The following is a 19,050-nucleotide window of genomic DNA, read 5'->3' as shown; positions in this document are numbered from 1 at the left end:
ACTGAACCTGCCGGATAAGTTCCGGCAGGTTTTTTTCATGCGTTTGCAGACGCGAAAAAAAAAAGCACCCAATTCATTGGGTGCTTCGTTTTCAGTTTGCCGCTGTTTCGATAATGGCAACGACCATTTCCGCCGTTTTCACGAGCTCTTCAATCGGCATTTTTTCATTTTTCGTGTGGATTTGTTCATAGCCTACTGACAGGTTGACTGTCGGAATGCCGTGGCCGGCAATGACGTTTGCGTCACTTCCGCCGCCGCTTGTCTGAAGTTCGCTCGGACGGCCGATTTTTGCCGCCGCTTTTTTCGCGACTTCCACAACCTGATCGCCGTCCTGATATTTGAAACCCGGATACATGACAGCGATGTCCACTTCCGCGCGGCCTCCCATCTCAGCTGCAGCAGATTCGAAAGCTTCTTTCATTTTTTGCACTTGCGCTTCCATTTTTTCAGGCACTAATGAACGCGCTTCAGCCAGAATATCAACCTGGTCGCAGACGATATTGGTTTGCGTGCCGCCTTCGAAACGTCCGATATTAGCCGTTGTTTCTTTATCAATACGGCCGAGCGGCATTTTAGAGATTGCTTTTGATGCGATGGTAATCGCGGAGATGCCTTTTTCCGGTTCCACTCCCGCATGAGCCGTTTTCCCGAAAATGGTTGCTCTCACTTTCGCTTGTGTCGGCGCGGCTACAATAATGTTGCCGACTTTTCCGTCTGAATCAAGCGCAAAACCGTATTTCGCGGTAATGTCTGAACGATCCATTGCTTTTGCCCCGACTAATCCCGATTCTTCTCCGGCCGTGATAATGAATTCAATGGTGCCGTGCTCGATGTTTTGTTCTTTCAGCACTTTAATGGCTTCAAACATTGCGGCAAGACCCGTCTTATCATCAGCGCCGAGAATCGTCGTGCCGTCGGATTTTACATAGCCGTCTTCCACAATCGGCTTAACGCCTTTGCCCGGAACAACCGTGTCCATGTGCGAAGTGAAATAAATCGTATCCGCATCTTTTGTGCCCTTTAACGTACAGATTAAGTTGCCGGCTCCATGCCCCGTCACTTCTTTTGTATCATCTTCTTTTACGCTCAATCCTAAATCAGTGAATTTTTGTTTGAGCACCTTGCTGATTTCCGCTTCATGTTTTGTCTCTGAATCAATTTGAACGAGTTCAAGAAATTCTTCAAGCAGACGTTTTTCGTTTACCATTTTCAGTTCCCTCCGTTTAAAGCGGTATATTACCGTGCTTTTTTTTCGGTCTTTCCTCTTCCTTATGCGCAAGCATGTCAAATGCCTGAATCAATTTTTTCCTCGAGTCTTCCGGCCGGATGATATCATCCACCATTCCGCAGGCCGCCGCTTTATACGGACCGGCGTTTTCCTTTTCGTATATGGCTTTTTTTTCGCGCTTCGTTTTCTCCGGGTCGCCAGAAGCCTGTATGTCTCTGCTGTATAAAATCGACGCCGCGCCTTCCGCTCCCATAACGGCGATTTCCGCATTGGGCCAGGCGAATACAAGATCTGCCCCGAGCCCTTTCGAATTCATGGCGACATAGGCGCCTCCGTAAGCTTTTCTGATGATGAGCGTCACTTTCGGCACCGTCGCTTCGGCAAAAGCATACAGCAATTTTGCTCCGTGACGGATGATTCCCGCATGTTCCTGCTGAAAGCCCGGGAGAAATCCCGGAACATCAGCGATTGTCAATAACGGAATATGAAACGCGTCGCAAAAACGGATGAATCTCGACGCTTTGTCAGCGGCATCTATCGTAAGGCTCCCCGCCAAATGTTTCGGCTGGTTTGCGATAACACCGACTGTGCGCCGTCCGATCTTCAGAAAACCGACAGCAATGTTTTTGGCAAAATACGGCTGAATGTCAAAAAACGTTCCGTCATCCGCCAGTTCTTTTATCACCTGTAACATATCGTAAGGTTTCGAACTGTCCGCGGGAACGAGGGTATTTAATAACGGCCTGGCGTCTTCCTTTTTAACGGGTGATGCCGTCTGTCTGCCGTGCGGAAGATAAGAAAGCAGCGTTTTCACTGCGGAAAGAGCCTCTTTTTCCGTTCGTGCGGAATAGTGGGCATTTCCGCTGATCACATTATGTATTCCCGCACCGCCTAAACTTTCCGCGTCAATCTGTTCACCCGTAACCTGTTCAATGACTTTCGGGCCTGTAATAAACATGTGCGACGTATTTTCCGCCATAATTACAAAATCCGTCAGAGCGGGTGAATAAACAGCACCGCCGGCACACGGCCCAAGGATGACGGAAATTTGCGGAATCACTCCCGAGTAAAGGACGTTGCGCCTAAAGATATGACCGTATCCATTTAATGATACCACACCCTCTTGAATTCTCGCACCACCTGAGTCGTTCAGCCCGATGATCGGGGTTTTATTTTTCGCGGCCAGATCCATCACCGCTGCGATTTTCTCCGCATGTGTCTCGCCGAGCGTCCCGCCGAGTACGGTAAAGTCATGAGCAAACAAATACACGGGCCGTCCGTCAATTGTGCCGTATCCGGTAATGACGCCGTCTCCCGGCGCATTTTGACACCCGGGCATGCGGCTTTTGGCAAACGGCTGAAGCTCTGAAAAACTGTCTTTGTCCAATAAATAGGCAATTCTTTCTCTTGCCGTCAGCTTGCCTTTTTTATGCTGTTTTTCATTTCTTTCCGCTCCGCCGCCGTTTGTTAAAAAGGAACGTTTTTCGTTTAAGTGTCTGATATGCTCACTCATGCTCATCTTGAGTTTCTCCTTTTTCAATTGTTTCACAAAGCTCAATCAGGACCCCGTTCGCCTCTTTTGGAGAGAGAAATGCGATCTTCTTCCCGCCCGCGCCGTTTTGCGGTTCATGATGGATCAAAGTCATGCGGCATGATTCAAGCTCCTTGATCGTTTCCTTCATATCGGCGCAGCGGAATGCCAAATGATGCAGTCCTTCACCTCTTTTCTGTAAAAAAGAGCTGACGGGAGACGCGTCCGACAGCGGCTCAATCAGCTCAAGCTTTGTGCCTCCCGCTTCTAAAAAAGCAACTCTCACATTTTGGCCGCTTACCAGCTCGTCTCCCATATACGTAAGCCCGAGCATCCGTTCGTAAAATCCTCTCGCGGCATCAATAGAGCTGACGGCAATGCCGACATGATCAAGTTTTTTCATAGCGCGGCCACCTGCTTTCCGCCATAGGATATGGCTTGTTCATACAAGCAAAACACGTTAAAATGATAGACAGTAATCTTAAGGAGTGAAACAATGTCTCAAAAATTTATGAAAAGCGCCGTCATCGTCATTTTGGGCGTATTTATACTTTCAACCCTCCTCTCAGGCATTATGATGTATTTGCGGTAAAAAAGCAGGCGCCTCATTGCAAGGGGGTTTCCTGCTTTTTTATGAGGGCTTTCCGCTCTATTGCAATGTCCTCGAATGAGCGGTTTTCTTTTGTAATCAATACTTTCGTTCCGGGAGGGATAATCCGGAAAATACGGATGACATCCCGGTTTTTCATACGGATGCAGCCGTTTGATACAAACCCCCCGATCAGCTCTTCTCTGTTTGTTCCGTGAATGCCGTATATCCTGCCGTCGGTTCCTTTCGCGTCAAAACCGATCCAGCGGACGCCGAGCGGGTTTTCCGGCGCGCCTCCCTTTACATTTTTCTTCCGGTAATACGGATTGACGGCTTTGACCGTTACCGTAAATTCTCCTTCAGGCGTCAAATCATCCGTTTTTCCCGTCGCCACCTGATAAATGCCTTCTATTCGGTTATCCTTCACAACAGCAAGCGCATTTGTGGCTTTATTGACGATAATATAAGGGTCACCCGGCAAAGGGTTTGCGCCAAGCGGCCAAAGCGGAGACAGCAGCAGGGCGGCTGACAATAAAAAAAATCGCATGGGCTCCCCTCCTTTTTTCATTAGAATGACCAATGAAAGGAAGACTCATGCGATTGATCCATATGTTTTTTACAGCTTGATGCCTTTGAAATAACTTTTAATCACGAGATATTGTTCCATCTCACCGAGGAGGTGGAACAAAGCCGCCCGCGCTTCAAACTCCTCGCGCGTTGCCGGGAGCGGCATTTCTTCAAATTCCGTTCTCATTTCTGCAAGTCTTTTTAAAAATTTATGAGCGGTATTGCCGGGGTGAATGGCTTCCCTTAATTCATGGATGAAATGGGCGATTATTTTGCCCTGCTCCACCGTTATTGAAATAGAGGTAATCTTCGGCAGCAGCCGTTCAATGATTTCAAATTGTTTCTGTCTCATCTTAAAATAATGATAGTAAAGATTTTCATGGCGCAAAATATGATTCTGCACGTCCCGGTAGGCAAGGTTTTTCGCCTCTTGAATCATCTGATGCGTCTCCGGTATTTCCTTTCCCGTCCAATCTTGCTCACCAGTTAACAAATACCGTTCGATTTCAGCGAAGATGACGGCAAAATTGTCCTCAATTTTTTTCCGGTACGCCGCGAGTTTTCTGTCGAGGCTCGGCATATACAGATTCATTAACAGCGCGACACCGATACCTACGGTGATCAGCTGGAACTCATTCCAGATAAACGCCATCGTAATGCCGCCGGACATATATAGATGAAGAATGATAACTGAGCTTGTGACGATCCCTTCGTTTATTTTCAAGACGACTGTAGTTGGAATAAACAGCACAAGCAATATTCCGATCACAAACGGATAATAGCCGATCAGTCCGAAAAAGACATATGAAAAGACGATTGCCAATAAACAGGCGGCAAATCGGGCCCACGAGGCCTGAAGCGACCGCTTTTGCGTAATTTGGATGCACAATATGGTGATGATTCCTGCGGATGCGAAGTTTTGCAGATGCAACAGCTGAGCTAAATAAATGGCCAGCGCCGTTCCAAGTGCGGTCTTTAGTGTGCGGTAACCGATTTTAAACATTGCTTGCTCCATTCTGTTTGTTTCTTTCTCAAAAAAAAGAAGAAGAGCACGCTTCTTCTTTTCTTACAGTTATATTTTATAATATTTTTTCTAAAAAGTCCTGTGCTCTTTTTGACTTCGGAGAAAGAAAAAATTCTTCCGGCTGCCCGTCTTCCACTATCGTGCCTTCATCCATAAATAATACGCGGTCTGCGACTTCTTTGGCAAATCCCATTTCGTGCGTGACGATGACCATCGTCATGCCCGTTTGAGCGAGCTCCTTCATAACCTCAAGAACTTCTTTGACCATTTCCGGGTCAAGAGCTGAGGTCGGCTCGTCAAACAGCATGATGTCAGGATTCATGGCAAGGGCACGCGCGATGGCGACACGCTGCTTCTGCCCGCCTGACAAACGGTTCGGATAGTCGTTCCGTTTTTCAAGCAGTCCGACTTTTTCAAGGAGAGCGCACGCCTTTTCCTCCGCCGCCTTTTTGGACTCTTTCTTCACGCTGACCGGCGCATATATGATATTTTCAAGCACCGTTTTATGCGGAAACAGATGAAAATGCTGAAATACCATCCCGATATTTTCCCGCACTTTCAGTTTATTCGTTTTAGCAGCGGTGATTTCTTTTTCTTTAATGGCAATCGTTCCGCCGCTCGGGGTTTCCAGCAGATTTAAGCAGCGCAGAAACGTTGATTTGCCGGAGCCGGAAGGTCCGATGACAGCGACGACTTCCCCTTCTGCGATCTGTGTTGAAATGTTTTTCAGTACTTCATGTTTCCCGAATGATTTTGACAGGTTGTCGACCTTAATCATTGGCTTTCAGCTTCCTTTCTACGCCTTTTCCGATGAATGCTAAGATCAAAACGAGCACGTAATAGATTAAGCCCGCCACAATAAGAGGTTCTAAATAGTTGTATGTTGCGGCGCCGGACTGGTAGGCCCGTCTCATAATGTCGCCAAGACCGATAACTGTGACGATCGCCGATTCTTTCGTTAAGGTGATTAATTCGTTAATAATAGCCGGAGAAATGTTTTTAAACGCCTGCGGCAGCAGCAGATCTTTCATCATTTTTCCGTACGGCACGCCGAGAGCGACGGCAGCCTCTTTTTGTCCTTTGTCAATTGCATTGATTCCCGCTCTGATAATTTCAGAGACGTAAGCGGCCGAATTGAGCGATAATGCGGTGACCGCCGCCCAAAATTGATCGATCTGAAAGCCGAGGAGCTGCGGCATACCGAAATAGATGATCATCAGCTGCAGCACGAGCGGCGTGCCGCGGAATATCGAAGTATAAAAATCCGCAATCCATTTCAGCGGACTGATCGTGCTGATTTTAAATAAGCTGAGCACGATTCCAAATACAAGACCGATGACCGCTGAAACGAGCACAATTTTCAATGTGACCGCAAGGCCTTCCAATATAAAAGGAATTTGGGGGATTGTCGCTGAGAAATCCAAATTCATATGTGTGATCTCCTTTGTCTTTATTCAAGATAAAAAGCTCAACGAAAAGTTGAGCTTTCTTTTATTTCTCGTTGGTGAACCATTTTTTCTTCAGTTTTTCGATTTCTCCGTTTTTCTCCATTTCTTTCAGCGCTTTGTTAAACTTCGCTGTCAGATCACTGTCTTTGCGGAACGCAATCGCGGAACCCGATTCGTCTGATTTCGCATCTGCTGACGCAAAGCCCTGCAGATCGTTATTTGAACTGAAATAGCCTTGTGCTACGATGTCTTCGATAATCGCGGCATCAAAACGCCCGGATTTGATCTCTTCGGTTAAGTCTGAGATCCGGTTGCGGTCTTCGAGCTGAAAACCGTATTTCGAAGCGAGCTTCTTGCCTTTTTCCTCTTGAATGGAGCCGAGCTGAACACCGACGGTTTTGCCTTTCAGATCATTCAGGGATTTAATGCTGCTTCCCTTTTTCGTAACAATCATATTGTTAGCAGTATAATAAATATCAGAAAAATCAACTTGCTTTTTCCGTTCCGGCGTAGGTGTCATTCCAGATAAAATCATATCTACCTGCTTGGACTTCAAGGCTGTAATCAGGCTGTTGAAGTCCATGTCCCGCACCTCAACGTCATAGCCGGTCTTTTTGCCCAGAGCTTTCGCCAGGTCAACGTCAAACCCGGTGATCTGATCGCCGTCTTTATATTCAAATGGTTTATAGTCAGCCGATGTACCCATAATCAGCTTGTTCTTTCCGCCCTCTGAGCCTGAATTGCCTGATCCGCAGGCGGACAGCGCAAAGGTGATACATGCGGCAGCTAATACCAACAGCCATTTCTTCATGATTCATTTCCCCCATATCTACTGATCTCTTAAAATTGAATATTTATTCGTTAACTTGTATTTTAAACACTTTTTAAGTGTGATGCAATACTATTTTTGAAAAATATATTTTCCTTTCTGTGTTTATTATAGTCATTGTTTTTCAGATTAGTGACAGCTGAACGCCGATGTATAAATATTTATATTTATACAGATTCCATCTAAAAAAACCCCGCAAGCGCTCGGCTCCGGGGTTTTTCTTTCACTTATACTTCTTCACAATATTCTTCAAATGCTTCCTGCAGTTTTGTGACGACGGCCATCGGCTCATGGCCTTCAATTTCATGGCGTTCCACCATTTTCATGATTTTCCCGTCTTTTAAAATGGCAAATGACGGAGAGGACGGCGGATAGCCTTCAAAGTATTCTCTCGCTTTGGCTGTCGCTTCTTTATCCTGTCCGGCAAATACCGTCACAAGCTGATCCGGGCGTTTATCGTAATGTACGGAATGGTACGCGGCAGGCCGTGCAATACCGCCTGCGCATCCGCACACAGAGTTGACCATGACGAGTGTGGTTCCTTTTTTCGAAAGCGCATCGTCCACTTCCTCAGCGGTTTTCAGCTCTGTATACCCGGCGGCCGTGATTTCCTGGCGGGCTTGACGCACGACATCATTCATAAATAAATTAAAATCCATATTCAACTGGGACCTCTCCTTTTTGATCATCTCTTCTTATGATAGCAAGGAACCTCCCTATCGGCAAATGACACCGCTCATAACCAATTGTTTTTTGACCCTTTTATGTTCCCGATGTAAGTTTATGACCTTTTAAAAACGGGAAACTTGTTAAGGAGATTGTCTGAAATAAAGGAGCAGTCGTATGAGCCAACGGAAAGCAGTATTAATTTATAACGGAAACGCCGGTCAAAAACAGATTGATAAAACCCTCGGCACGGTCGTCCCCATTTTGGCCCAGTCAGCTGACGAACTTTTGATTAAACCGACCAAACATCAGGATGATGCCCGTCAGTATTGTGAAAATCTCGACAGTTCAGTTGACCATTTATATATTTTAGGCGGGGACGGCACTGTGCATCAATGCATCAACAGCATCAGCAAGCTTGATCACAGACCCGCTGTCGGCATTTTGCCGGGAGGAACGTGCAACGATTTCTCCCGGGCGCTCGGCATCCCGCAAAACCTTCAAAAGGCCGCTGAAGCGCTCGCGGCCGGACATAAACAGATGATTGACGTCTGTAAAACGGATGACGGCTATTTTCTGAACTTCTGGGGCATCGGATTGATCACCGAAGCATCAAGCCATATCAATGAAACTGAAAAAGCATGGCTTGGTAAAATCAGCTACTTCACGAGCGCCTTGCGGACGATGACAAGCGCGAACCCGTTTCCTGTCAAATTGACGATTGACGGCGAGGTGAAAGAAGACGAAGCCGTAATGGTGCTTGTCATGAACGGGCATTATATCGGGACAAACAGAGTTCCCCTGCCTGATGCCAGCCTCCGGGACGGCTTAGCCGATGTGTTAATCTGCCGCAACACAAGCCTTGCCGCGTTGCGGGAGCTGATGACGATGGAGCAGGGTTCATTTGATGATTTCAAAGGGGAGCTGTCCTATATTCAGGCCTCCAGGATTGAAATCGAAACCGGACGTGAGATGGACGCGGATACAGATGGCGAGGTATACGGAACAACACCTTGTACGATCGAAGTGAAAAAACATCATCTCACTATGCTTGTTCCCGAGGATTCACAATGAAAATAAAAAAACTCCTTTTGCCGCCCGGGCAAAAGGAGTTTTTTTAATAGACTGACGTATGTTCATCAATGTTTTCTAAGATCTCTTTGACGCGTCCGAGGAATCGGCCGCACACGAGCCCGTCGAGCACTCTGTGATCTAAAGACAGGCAAAGATTAACCATATCACGAACGGCGATCATCCCGTTATTCATGACAACCGGTCGTTTGACGATAGATTCTACCTGAAGAATCGCCGCCTGCGGATGGTTGATAATGCCCATAGATTGAACTGAGCCGAAAGATCCCGTGTTATTGACGGTAAATGTGCCGCCCTGCATATCTTCCGCGGTAAGTTTTCCGTTTCTCACTTTTTTCGCAAGGTCCGTTATTTCTCTGGCTATGCCTTTAATCGTTTTTTCATCAGCATGCTTAATAACCGGAACAAACAGCGAATCTTCCGTGGCAACGGCAATGGAGATGTTGATGTCTTTCTTTTGGACGATTTTGTCTCCCGCCCACATGCTGTTCATCTGCGGGAACTCTTTGAGAGCCTGTGCCGCCGCTTTTACAAAGAAAGCGAAAAACGTTAAATTGAAGCCTTCTTTTTGTTTAAATGAGTCTTTAATGCTGTTTCTGTACGCCGTCATGTTCGTGACGTCCACTTCCATCATCGTCCAGGCATGCGGAATTTCTGTTTTGCTTTTATGCATATTGGCGGCGATGGCTTTTCTGACGCCTGTAACCGGAATTTCAATATCACCGGCTGACAGAGCTGGTGCCGGTGCTTGTTTTTGCTGTTGTTTCGGCGCTTGTTGCGTTGTTTGAACAGCAGCCGGCGCCGGTGCTTCCAATTTCTGCTTCATTCCCGAATCAATGATCTTTTGAATGTCTTTTCGCGTAATTCTTCCGCCTGCACCCGTTCCTTCAACTTCTTCAAGCTGAATGCCGTGTTCTCCCGCTAATCTGAGCACGGCCGGCGAATAACGCGCTTTATTTGACTGATCTTTACCTTGACGGTTTGCACCGGTGTCTGAAGGGGTATTCTGCTCTTCTTCCCGCTTCGGCGCCTCTTCGGTTTCCGTTTCTTCTGTTTCAATTTTGCAGATAATCTCGCCGACTGCAAGAGTCTGGCCTTCTTCTCCTACAAGTTCTGTAATCGTACCGGTAAAAGAAGACGGCACCTCCGCATTCACTTTATCCGTCATGACCTCCGCGATGGGGTCATATTTATTCACTTGATCACCGGGGGATACCAGCCACTTGCTGATCGTCCCTTCCGTCACGCTCTCTCCGAGCTGAGGCATAGCCATTTGTTCAATCGCCATGTCAAAAACCTCCTTACGTCTTTAAAACTCCGCTAATTCTCTCATCGCGGCTTCTGCTTTGTCAGGATTCATCATGAAGTATTTTTCCATTGTCGGCGCATAAGGCATTGCCGGAACATCAGGACCTGCAAGCCGCTTGATCGGCGCGTCTAAATCAAATAAGCAGTTTTCTGAAATAATGGCGGCGACCTCGCTCATAATACCGCCTTCTTTCGTATCTTCCGTGATCAGCAATACTTTTCCCGTTTTAGACGCGGCTTCAATGATGGCTTCTTTATCTAACGGATAAACCGTACGCAAATCTAATACGTGCGCGGAAATTCCGTCTTTTTCAAGACGCTCGGCAGCCTGCAGAGCGAAATGGACGCATAATCCGTACGTAATAACAGTAATGTCGCTGCCTTCGCGTTTTACATCCGCCTTTCCGATCGGAAGGACGTAATCATCCGCAGGGACTTCGCCTTTAATCAGACGGTACGCCCTCTTATGTTCGAAAAACAGCACCGGATCTTCGTCACGGACTGCGGCTTTCAACAGCCCTTTTGCGTCATAAGGAGTTGAAGGCATGACAATTTTAAGGCCCGGCTGGTTGGCAAAAATGGCCTCCACAGATTGGGAATGATACAACGCGCCGTGCACGCCGCCGCCGTAAGGCGCTCTGATGACCATCGGACAGCTCCAATCATTGTTTGAGCGGTAGCGTATTTTTGCCGCTTCTGAAATGATTTGGTTGACCGCAGGCAGAATGAAATCGGCAAACTGCATCTCGGCAATCGGGCGCATGCCGTACATCGCGGCGCCGATCCCGACACCGGCAATCGCTGATTCAGCAAGCGGCGTATCCATCACGCGCTCTTCTCCGAACTGTTCATAGAGACCCGCCGTTGCTTTAAACACGCCGCCTTTTCTCCCGACGTCTTCCCCGAGAACAAACACGCGCGGATCTCTTTCCATTTCTTCTTTCATTGCTGCATTAATACTGTCAATATAAGACATTACAGACATAAGTATTCCTCCCTACTTCGCATAAACGTGATCAAGCGTTGATTCAGGAGATGCGTATGGCGCTTTCTCCGCTTCGTCTGTCGCTTCGTTTACGATAGCCATGATGTCATCCAGCATGGTCTTTTCTTCTTCTTCACCTAGAAGCCCGGCTTCTTGCAAGTATGCTTTGTATATAAGAAGCGGATCCTGTTTCTTTGCTTCTTCTACTTCTTCGCGTTCTCTGTAGCTGCTGTCGTCGTCATCACTGGAATGCGGCGTCAACCGGTAGGAAACCGTTTCTATTAATGTAGGACCTTCGCCTTTAGATGCCCGTTCGCGCGCTTCTTTCACGGCCCGGTAAACTTCCAGCAGGTCGTTTCCGTCAACTGTGACTCCCGGCATGCCGTAGCCTGCTGCGCGGTCGGAAATATTTTCGCACGCCACCTGTTTGTCATACGGAACAGAAATAGCATACTTATTGTTTTCACACATGAAAATGACCGGCAATTTATACACGGCGGCAAAGTTTGCCCCTTCGTGAAAATCCCCCTGGTTGGAAGATCCTTCTCCAAAGGTAACGAAAGAGACGATATCCTTTTTATCCATGCGTCCCGCAAGCGCGATTCCGACTGCATGAGGCACCTGCGTTGTCACAGGGGATGAGCCCGTTACGATTCTGTTTTCCTTTTGCCCGAAGTGGCCAGGCATCTGCCTTCCGCCTGAGTTCGGGTCAGCCGCTTTCGCAAAACCGGACATCATCAAGTCCTTTGCAGTCATACCGAATGCAAGCACAACTCCCATATCTCTGTAGTAAGGAAGCACATAGTCGGTATCACGGTTTAAAGCATAGGCCGCGCCTACTTGAGCCGCTTCCTGTCCTTGACATGAAACAACGAACGGAATTTTGCCCGAGCGGTTTAAGAGCCACATTCTTTCGTCGATTTTTCTGGCTAACAGCATGGTTCTATACATTTCAACGGCTTCTTCGTCAGAGAGCCCTAATGCTTGATGGCGGTTTGTAGTCATTCAAACCCCTCCTTCTTTCCTTTTAAAAATGAATCGCGTTTCCGTCTGCGGCTAACGCAGCTTCTCCAATCGCTTCTGAAAGCGACGGATGCGGATGTATGGACTGGCCGATTTCCCAAGGAGTCGCGTCGAGCACCTTGGCAAGCCCCGCTTCAGAGATCATATCGGTGACGTGCGGGCCGATCATATGAATACCGAGAATATCATCTGTATTCCGATCGGCGACGATTTTAACAAAGCCATCGCTTTCTCCGTATACAAGAGCCTTTCCGATTGCCATGAACGGAAACTTCCCGATCTTCAGTTCATGTCCTTTTCGGGTTGCTTCCTCTTCTGTCAGACCGACACTCGCCGCTTCCGGATTTGAATAAATGCATTTCGGCACAAGAGCTGCATCAAGCGGAGCCGGATTAAGACCCGCCATATGCTCAACGGCAATGATGCCTTCACGGGAGGCCACATGTGCAAGCTGAAGACCGCCCACAACATCACCGATCGCATAAATGTGCGATTCCTTCGTCTGCCCGGCTTCGTTCACGATGATAGAACCGTTTTCCGCTTCAATATCCGTGTTTTCAAGGCCGATCCCTTCAATGTTCGGCTGGCGGCCGATGGAAACAAGCATTTGTTCCGCGTGATACGTTTCTTTTTTTCCATTCTTTTCAGCGGCAATTGAAACGCCGTCCGCTTTTTCCAATGTATCCGGAAGCACTTTCGCACCCGTTACGATCTTAATTCCTTTTTTCGTTAACAGTTTTTCCATCTCGCTTGAAATATCACGGTCTTCAGTCGGCAAAATGCGGTCCGCATATTCAATCACAGTGATATTGACGCCGAAATCGTTCAGCATGGATGCCCATTCAATTCCGATGACACCGCCGCCGACGATCATCATGGATTTGGGCAGACGCTCAAGCTCTAACGCTTCATCTGATGTCAGAATATATGTACCGTCTGCTTCTAAACCCGGCAGCATTTTCGGCCTTGAACCGGTTGCGATAATCAATTGTTTCGGTATCAGCATGTCGTTTTCTTCACCATTTGCGTATTCGACAGAAACCGTACCGGGAAGAGGTGAGAAGATGGAAGGGCCGAGCATACGTCCGTACCCGTTGAATACATCAATCTTCCCCTTTTTCATCAAGTGGGCGACACCGCCGGCCAGACGGTCAACGATTCCCTGCTTTCGTTTTTGCACGCTGTCAAAGCGGAGGGAGACACCTTCCGTTTCAATGCCGAATGCTGCCGCTTCCTTTGCGGTTCGGTACACTTCCGCGCTTCTTAACAGCGCTTTACTCGGGATACATCCTTTATGCAGGCATGTTCCGCCGAGCTTTTCTTTTTCTACAACGGCCGTTTTTAAGCCGAGCTGGGCCGCTCTGATGGCGGCTACATAACCGCCCGTCCCGCCGCCCAGAATGACCACATCATATTCAGTCGCCATTTGTTTTCACTCCTTCGCCGATCTGATATTGCTTTGACTGCTCCTCACCGGCTAAAACCCGAAGCGCGCCTTGCGCGAGAGATTGCAGTTCATTTTCTCCCGGGTACACCAGTACATCCGAAATCCAATCTATGTACGATCTGATGGCGGATACGAAACTTTTCCCGTACGCCAATCCGCCCGTCAGGACGATAATGTCTACTTTTCCTTTTAATACGGCGCTTGCCGCCCCGATTTCTTTTGCTACTTGATAAGCCATGGCGTCATAAATGAGCCTCGCATGCTCATCTCCGGCCTGAATGCGTTTTTCCACCTTCACCGCGTCCGTTGTCCCCAGGTAGCCGGAGAGTCCGCCCGTGCCGACAAGTTTTTTCATCATATCGGCTTTTGAATACTTGCCGGAAAAACACATCTCCACCAAATCACCCGCAGGAACGGTTCCCGCGCGCTCCGGGCTGAAGGGCCCTTCACCGTGAAGCCCGTTGTTGACATCCGTCACCCGTCCGCAATCATGGACACCGACTGTGATGCCGCCGCCCATATGAGTGACGATCATCTTCATCTGTTCATACCGTTTGCCGAGGGACGCCGCCGCCTGACGGGCAACAGCTTTTTGGTTCAAAGCATGAAAAATGCTTTTCCGCTTGATTTCAGGCATTCCTGATACTTTAGCGAGCGGAGTCATCTCATCCACCACGACCGGATCGACGATATACGCGGGAATATTTAGTCCGTCAGCTATTTCCCTGGCAATAATTCCGCCCAGATTAGAAGCATGCTGGCCGTTGTAGCCGTTTTTCAAATCAGTGATCATGGCGTCATTCACTTCATATGTGCCGCCCTCAATCGGTCTGAGCAGACCGCCTCTGGCACAAACGGCATCAAACTTTGAAATGTTGATGCCCTGTTCGTGCAAAGACTCAAGAATGCTTATTTTTCGAAATTCGTACTGGTCGATAATGCCGTTAAATGTTTTCAGCTCTTCTTCGGGATGCCGCAGCGTCTTTTCAAAGATACAGCGTTCATTGTGAAAGACACCGATTTTCGTTGATGTTGAGCCTGGATTCAGAATGAGAATGCGTTTTTCCTTTTCGAACATTTTCATACCTCCAGATCAAATTCCTATCTTCTGCTTAATATACTTTGGCCGTTTTGCAGAAACTGGCTTCTTGAACGGCGCATGCGTTCAATTCGTTCCTCAGCCAGACGGTCGGCCGCTAAGTATGTCGGAATGCCGTCACGCGCGGAAATATCGAGCACCCGCTCAATGTTTGCATAGATGCCTTCAACTTTTTTTAAAGCCCGCTCAGCATTGTAGCCGTAAAGCTCATCGGCCACATTGATGACGCCGCCTGCATTGATGACATAATCCGGAGCGTACACGATTCCCATTTCATGAATGGTATCGCCGTGACGTGTTTCTTTCAGCTGGTTATTGGCCGCCCCCGCAATGACTTTCGCCTTCAGCTGTTTAATCGTGTCATCGTTAATGACGGCGCCGAGAGCACATGGGGCATAAATATCGCACGCCTGTGAGTAAATGTCGTCGGGATCAACCGCGCGGGCGCCGAAGTCCTCAACGGCACGTTTAACAGATTCTTTATTGATATCCGTTACGATTAAAGAAGCGCCTTCTTCGTGAAGGTGGCGGCATAGATTGTAAGCCACATTTCCCACGCCTTGCACGGCAATTGTTTTACCTTCCAGTGAATCAGTGCCAAACGCCGCTTTCGCTGCAGCTTTCATCCCTTTATAGACGCCGTACGCCGTAACCGGGGACGGATTTCCTGATGAACCGAATGCCGGAGAAATTCCGGTTACATAGTCTGTTTCATCATGAATGATGTCCATATCTTCAACGGTGGTGCCGACGTCTTCCGCCGTAATATACCTTCCGTTTAAGCCTTGGATGTACCGGCCGAACGCGCGGAACATTTCTTCATTTTTATCTTTGCGGGGGTCTCCGATAATAACGGTTTTCCCGCCGCCTAAGTTTAAACCGGCAGCCGCATTTTTATAAGTCATGCCTTTTGCGAGTCTTAGTGCATCTTCAATCGCCGCTTCTTCACTGTCATATGTCCACATTCTTGTTCCGCCGAGTGCGGGGCCGAGCGTCGTATCATGAATCGCGATGATCGCTTTTAATCCGGATTGTTCATCTTGGCAGAATACCAATTGTTCGTAATCATAAGTCTCCATATATTTAAAAATTTCCATAGGTTCGTTCCTCCTACTGTTCTTGTGATGCGCAAATCGCAAGCGCAATTGAATACAGTTTATTTTCTGCGGTATCCGCTCTGCTCGTTAATGCGATCGGCGCTTTTGCACCGGCGATGACGGCAGCAACATTTGCTTTCGCAAAATAAATCATTGACTTATAAAGCATATTTCCGGCCTCGATTGAAGGAACCAAGAGAATATCCGCCTGGCCCGCTACGCTTCCGGAAATCCCTTTTTGCAGCGCAGCCGCTTGGGATACGGCATTATCCAAAGCAAGCGGTCCGTCCGCAATGCAGCCGGTAATCTGTCCTCTGTTGCACATCTGGACGATCGCAGCCGCGTTCAGCGTCGCCTCCATTTTCGGATTAACCGTTTCAATAGCGGCAAGGACTGCGGCTTTCGGCATAGGGTTCCCTACTGAATGTGCGACATGAACCGCATTTTGCAGAATATGCCCGAGCTCTTCAAGAGACGGGGCAATGTTCAGCGCTGAATCAGTCACATACATCAGCCGGTCATAGTCCGGCACCTCAAAAACGGCTACATGTGATAACACCCTTTTTGAACGAAGCCCTTCATGGCGGTTTAAAACCGATTTCAGAAGAGTTGAGCTCGGGAGATTCCCTTTCATTAAAACGTCCGCCTCTTGTTCACGCACTGCGCGCACTGCTTTTGCCGCAGATTCTTCGGGTGAATCGGCGTGGATGATTTCAGCATTGAACTTCGGCTCATTTGCCAGAAGCTCTTTCAGCTTTCCGCTGTCACCCGTCAGTAAAAATCGTGCCGACAAGTGTTCTGCCGCCATTTTGACGGCCTGGATCACTTCTTTATCTGCTGCGTGGGCCACTGCAATGGTTTTTGCGTTTTTTGCCGCGGCTTTTTCAACTAGGTCTCTCAGCTTCATTTTGTACCACCTTCCTTGTGCGAATCCGCTTTTAACAATGCAAGTTCCGTGCCAAATATACGGGAGGGTTTATTCCGGCTTTTTTCAAGAAAACATGCAGCTGTTTGCGCTTTCTCTGCAATTTATTGCATGCCGTCATTTGCAAGGCCGTACTTGTCCATTTTGTAGTACAGATTCCGAATGCTGACACCAAGCGCTTTTGCCGTTTTGGTTCGGTTGAATTTATGCTTTTCAAGCGTTTTTTGAATGACGTGTGCTTCAAATTTTTCAACAGCCTGAGACAGCTTTTCCCCTTCCACATCCGGAAAATCACTTTGGGTGCCGTTTTTTTCATTCAGCTCTGATTCAAAAACAGGCAGATGCTGCTGTTCGATCCGTTCCATGTGCGGCTCTAAAAATATCATTGCCCGTCCGAGAACATTTTCAAGCTCCCGGACGTTTCCCGGCCAGCTGTAGGCTGATAAAGCACGCAGCGCGTTCGGCGCGAGCCCCTTTACATTGCGGCCGTAATCCTGATTGATTTTTTCAATGAGCCGAATGCTCAGCGCTTCAATATCTTCTTTGCGCTGCCGAAGCGGCGGGATTGAGATCGGATAGCGGTTAATCCGGTAATACAGGTCTTCACGGAACGCGCCTTCGGCCATGGCCTTTTCGATGTTGACGTTTGTCGCTGCGATAATTCTGACATTGACAGAAATCGCTTTAGCGCCGCCGACTCTGATAATTTCTTTTTCCTGCAGAACTCTGAGCAGCTTTGCCTGGGTGCTTTGGGTCAGCTCTCCGATTTCATCTAAGAAAATGCTGCCGTTATTCGCTTCCTCAAAAAGTCCTTTTTTGCCCCCGCGCCTCGCGCCCGTAAACGCGCCTTCCTCATAGCCGAAAAGCTCGGATTCTAGCAGGGATTCAGACAGGGCCGCACAATTGACCCGGATGAATTTATTGTATTTTCGGTCGCTTTCATTATGGATGGCGTGGGCGAAAAGTTCTTTTCCTGTGCCGGATTCTCCCCGCAGCAGAATCGTCGCCGGCGTTTTCGCCCCGAGCTTCGCCTGTTCAAGGGCGACCAGCATTTGTTCACTCGTGCCGATAATGTCATCAAACGTGTATTTCGCTTCAAGCGTGCGGATGATCTGGCGCGCCCGATTCAGCTCAGCAGTCAGCGTTTTAATTTCTGACACATCGTGAATGACGCCGACGCTGCCTTTTAAAATACCGTCCACAATAACGGGGGCAACATTTACGATAACATCCTTTTTATTGGGGCCGACCTTCATCCTCACACCCCGCACGGGCCGCCTTGTCCCCAATACTTTCAGGTGCATACTCTCCCCTTCTGAGATATCGGTGGAAGCGGGTTTTCCGATGACTTCGCTTTCTGACAGCCCGGTCATTTTTGTATACGCTTTGTTGATTAACATTCCGATGCCGTTTTCATCAACGACGGAAATGGCCTCGTCTGAGGATTGAATAATCGCTTCAAGCATGGTGCGGATTTGTTTTAAGTTTGTGACCTCTTCCGCCAGTTCAACTGCGTCTGTGATGTCTTTAAACACGCATAACGCGCCGAGAAGTTTTCCGCCTTCATCAATGATCGGCAGTCTTGTCGTGACAATCTGCAGGTGCTTTCCGAGAAGCTGCTTCTGGTTATATTCCGGCTCTCTCGTTTCCAGAATCCGCGGCAGCTTTGTGTTCGGCACTACGTCTTTAATTTGGCGGCCGATGACATCCTCCCGTTTTTGGCCGACCATTTTTTCTGCCATCTGATTAAATAAAATGATCGTTTCGTTGACGTCTATAAAAATCATGCCGTCGTGCGTTGAATTAAAAATCCGGTCATGCTTATACGTCTGCGACTTGAGCATTTGGATAAGCTGCTGTTTTTCCTCCATCAGCTGAAACACCATGTACGCCAATTTTCCCGGCATGACGATGGTTTGTTCTTTTTTCTCATGGAGCAGCTCATCCATGACCGCTTTATCGCCTGTTGTATGGATGATAATATCTATATCTTCGGTTATGTAAGGTTTCCAATCTGATGAGGTTGCAATTCCATATTTCCGGGCTTCTTGCAGCCCTTGCGCCTCCGGATCTTGATCAACCACCGCAATAATCCGGATCAGCTTTGTTTTCATCAAAATCTGTAGGAGCGCCGTGCCTCCTTTACCAGCACCTATAATCAGCACCTTCTGCATCCCGATACCCCTTTATAT

At 48.0% G+C, this 19,050-nt stretch carries 19 protein-coding genes; 2 read left to right on the top strand and 17 right to left on the bottom strand.

The annotated features are described in order from the left end of the window. Positions 1-91: 91 nt before the first annotated feature. The 3 genes from OVA33_RS13070 to mce are packed head-to-tail and all read right to left on the bottom strand — an operon-like array spanning position 92 to position 3,162. Positions 92-1,207, bottom strand: coding sequence for a tripeptidase T (locus OVA33_RS13070; protein WP_003153237.1), 1,116 nt, complete (start codon positions 1,205-1,207; stop codon positions 92-94). 16 nt (positions 1,208-1,223) lie between these two features. Further along, on the bottom strand, positions 1,224-2,741 hold the full coding sequence (locus OVA33_RS13065; RefSeq protein WP_128974202.1) for an acyl-CoA carboxylase subunit beta: 1,518 nt from the start codon (positions 2,739-2,741) through the stop codon (positions 1,224-1,226). Continuing rightward, positions 2,734-3,162, bottom strand: coding sequence for a methylmalonyl-CoA epimerase (mce, locus tag OVA33_RS13060; protein WP_021494289.1), 429 nt, complete (start codon positions 3,160-3,162; stop codon positions 2,734-2,736). Before mce ends, OVA33_RS13065 begins: the two co-directional genes overlap by 8 nt. Before the next feature lie 93 nt (positions 3,163-3,255). On the opposite strand from mce, the gene prli42 reads away from it, so the two are divergent. Next, on the top strand, positions 3,256-3,351 hold the full coding sequence (prli42, locus tag OVA33_RS13055; RefSeq protein ID WP_007408390.1) for a stressosome-associated protein Prli42: 96 nt from the start codon (positions 3,256-3,258) through the stop codon (positions 3,349-3,351). 13 nt (positions 3,352-3,364) lie between these two features. On the opposite strand, the gene OVA33_RS13050 is transcribed toward prli42, so the two are convergent. The 6 genes from OVA33_RS13050 to brxB all read right to left on the bottom strand — a co-directional run bounded on the left by OVA33_RS13050 (position 3,365) and on the right by brxB (position 7,881). Beyond that, complete coding sequence (locus tag OVA33_RS13050; protein ID WP_014418329.1) at positions 3,365-3,895, bottom strand: L,D-transpeptidase; 531 nt, start codon at positions 3,893-3,895, stop codon at positions 3,365-3,367. Between the two features lie 69 nt (positions 3,896-3,964). After that, complete coding sequence (locus OVA33_RS13045; protein ID WP_025649867.1) at positions 3,965-4,918, bottom strand: aromatic acid exporter family protein; 954 nt, start codon at positions 4,916-4,918, stop codon at positions 3,965-3,967. A 76-nt stretch (positions 4,919-4,994) separates the two neighbouring features. Next, positions 4,995-5,717, bottom strand: coding sequence for an arginine ABC transporter ATP-binding protein ArtM (locus tag OVA33_RS13040; protein ID WP_014470639.1), 723 nt, complete (start codon positions 5,715-5,717; stop codon positions 4,995-4,997). Continuing rightward, positions 5,710-6,369: an arginine ABC transporter permease ArtQ gene (locus OVA33_RS13035; protein ID WP_095272322.1), complete on the bottom strand. Its 660-nt coding sequence runs from the start codon at positions 6,367-6,369 to the stop codon at positions 5,710-5,712. Before OVA33_RS13035 ends, OVA33_RS13040 begins: the two co-directional genes overlap by 8 nt. Before the next feature lie 61 nt (positions 6,370-6,430). Beyond that, on the bottom strand, positions 6,431-7,198 hold the full coding sequence (locus OVA33_RS13030; protein ID WP_038459116.1) for an arginine ABC transporter substrate-binding protein ArtP: 768 nt from the start codon (positions 7,196-7,198) through the stop codon (positions 6,431-6,433). Positions 7,199-7,443: 245 nt separating this feature from the next. Then, positions 7,444-7,881: a bacilliredoxin BrxB gene (gene brxB / locus OVA33_RS13025; RefSeq protein WP_015417784.1), complete on the bottom strand. Its 438-nt coding sequence runs from the start codon at positions 7,879-7,881 to the stop codon at positions 7,444-7,446. A 178-nt stretch (positions 7,882-8,059) separates the two neighbouring features. Between brxB and OVA33_RS13020 the strand changes: the two genes are divergently transcribed. Continuing rightward, positions 8,060-8,956: a YegS/Rv2252/BmrU family lipid kinase gene (locus OVA33_RS13020; protein ID WP_022552989.1), complete on the top strand. Its 897-nt coding sequence runs from the start codon at positions 8,060-8,062 to the stop codon at positions 8,954-8,956. Positions 8,957-8,999: 43 nt separating this feature from the next. Here OVA33_RS13020 and OVA33_RS13015 read toward each other — a convergent pair whose 3' ends face one another. From OVA33_RS13015 to OVA33_RS12980, 8 genes are all read right to left on the bottom strand, one after another. After that, positions 9,000-10,262: a dihydrolipoamide acetyltransferase family protein gene (locus tag OVA33_RS13015; RefSeq protein WP_063636703.1), complete on the bottom strand. Its 1,263-nt coding sequence runs from the start codon at positions 10,260-10,262 to the stop codon at positions 9,000-9,002. Positions 10,263-10,283: 21 nt separating this feature from the next. After that, on the bottom strand, positions 10,284-11,267 hold the full coding sequence (bfmBAB, locus tag OVA33_RS13010) for a 3-methyl-2-oxobutanoate dehydrogenase subunit beta (RefSeq protein ID WP_003153216.1): 984 nt from the start codon (positions 11,265-11,267) through the stop codon (positions 10,284-10,286). A 12-nt stretch (positions 11,268-11,279) separates the two neighbouring features. Next, positions 11,280-12,272: a thiamine pyrophosphate-dependent dehydrogenase E1 component subunit alpha gene (locus OVA33_RS13005; RefSeq protein ID WP_017418111.1), complete on the bottom strand. Its 993-nt coding sequence runs from the start codon at positions 12,270-12,272 to the stop codon at positions 11,280-11,282. Between the two features lie 22 nt (positions 12,273-12,294). Continuing rightward, positions 12,295-13,716 carry a dihydrolipoyl dehydrogenase gene (gene lpdA, locus OVA33_RS13000; RefSeq protein ID WP_017418112.1) on the bottom strand — a complete coding sequence of 474 codons (1,422 nt, stop codon included), beginning with the start codon at positions 13,714-13,716 and terminating at the stop codon, positions 12,295-12,297. Continuing rightward, on the bottom strand, positions 13,706-14,821 hold the full coding sequence (gene buk, locus OVA33_RS12995) for a butyrate kinase (RefSeq protein WP_094247799.1): 1,116 nt from the start codon (positions 14,819-14,821) through the stop codon (positions 13,706-13,708). The genes lpdA and buk overlap by 11 nt, the downstream gene beginning before the upstream one ends. Positions 14,822-14,838: 17 nt before the next feature. Continuing rightward, positions 14,839-15,933: a branched-chain amino acid dehydrogenase gene (gene bcd / locus OVA33_RS12990; RefSeq protein WP_007612452.1), complete on the bottom strand. Its 1,095-nt coding sequence runs from the start codon at positions 15,931-15,933 to the stop codon at positions 14,839-14,841. 13 nt (positions 15,934-15,946) lie between these two features. After that, positions 15,947-16,840, bottom strand: a complete 894-nt coding sequence (gene yqiS / locus OVA33_RS12985) for a phosphate butyryltransferase (protein ID WP_015417787.1) — start codon at positions 16,838-16,840, stop codon at positions 15,947-15,949. A gap of 122 nt (positions 16,841-16,962) precedes the next feature. Continuing rightward, positions 16,963-19,032 (bottom strand): sigma-54 interaction domain-containing protein, encoded by a 2,070-nt coding sequence (locus OVA33_RS12980; RefSeq protein WP_021494294.1) that lies wholly within the window; start codon positions 19,030-19,032, stop codon positions 16,963-16,965. Between the last annotated feature and the right edge of the window lie 18 nt (positions 19,033-19,050).

Origin of the sequence: Bacillus sp. KICET-1 (assembly GCF_027721405.1) — a bacterium.
Lineage (GTDB): Bacteria > Bacillota > Bacilli > Bacillales > Bacillaceae > Bacillus > Bacillus velezensis.
The sequence above is the reverse complement of the archived record's forward strand: the minus strand, read 5'-3'. Positions and strand labels throughout refer to the sequence as shown.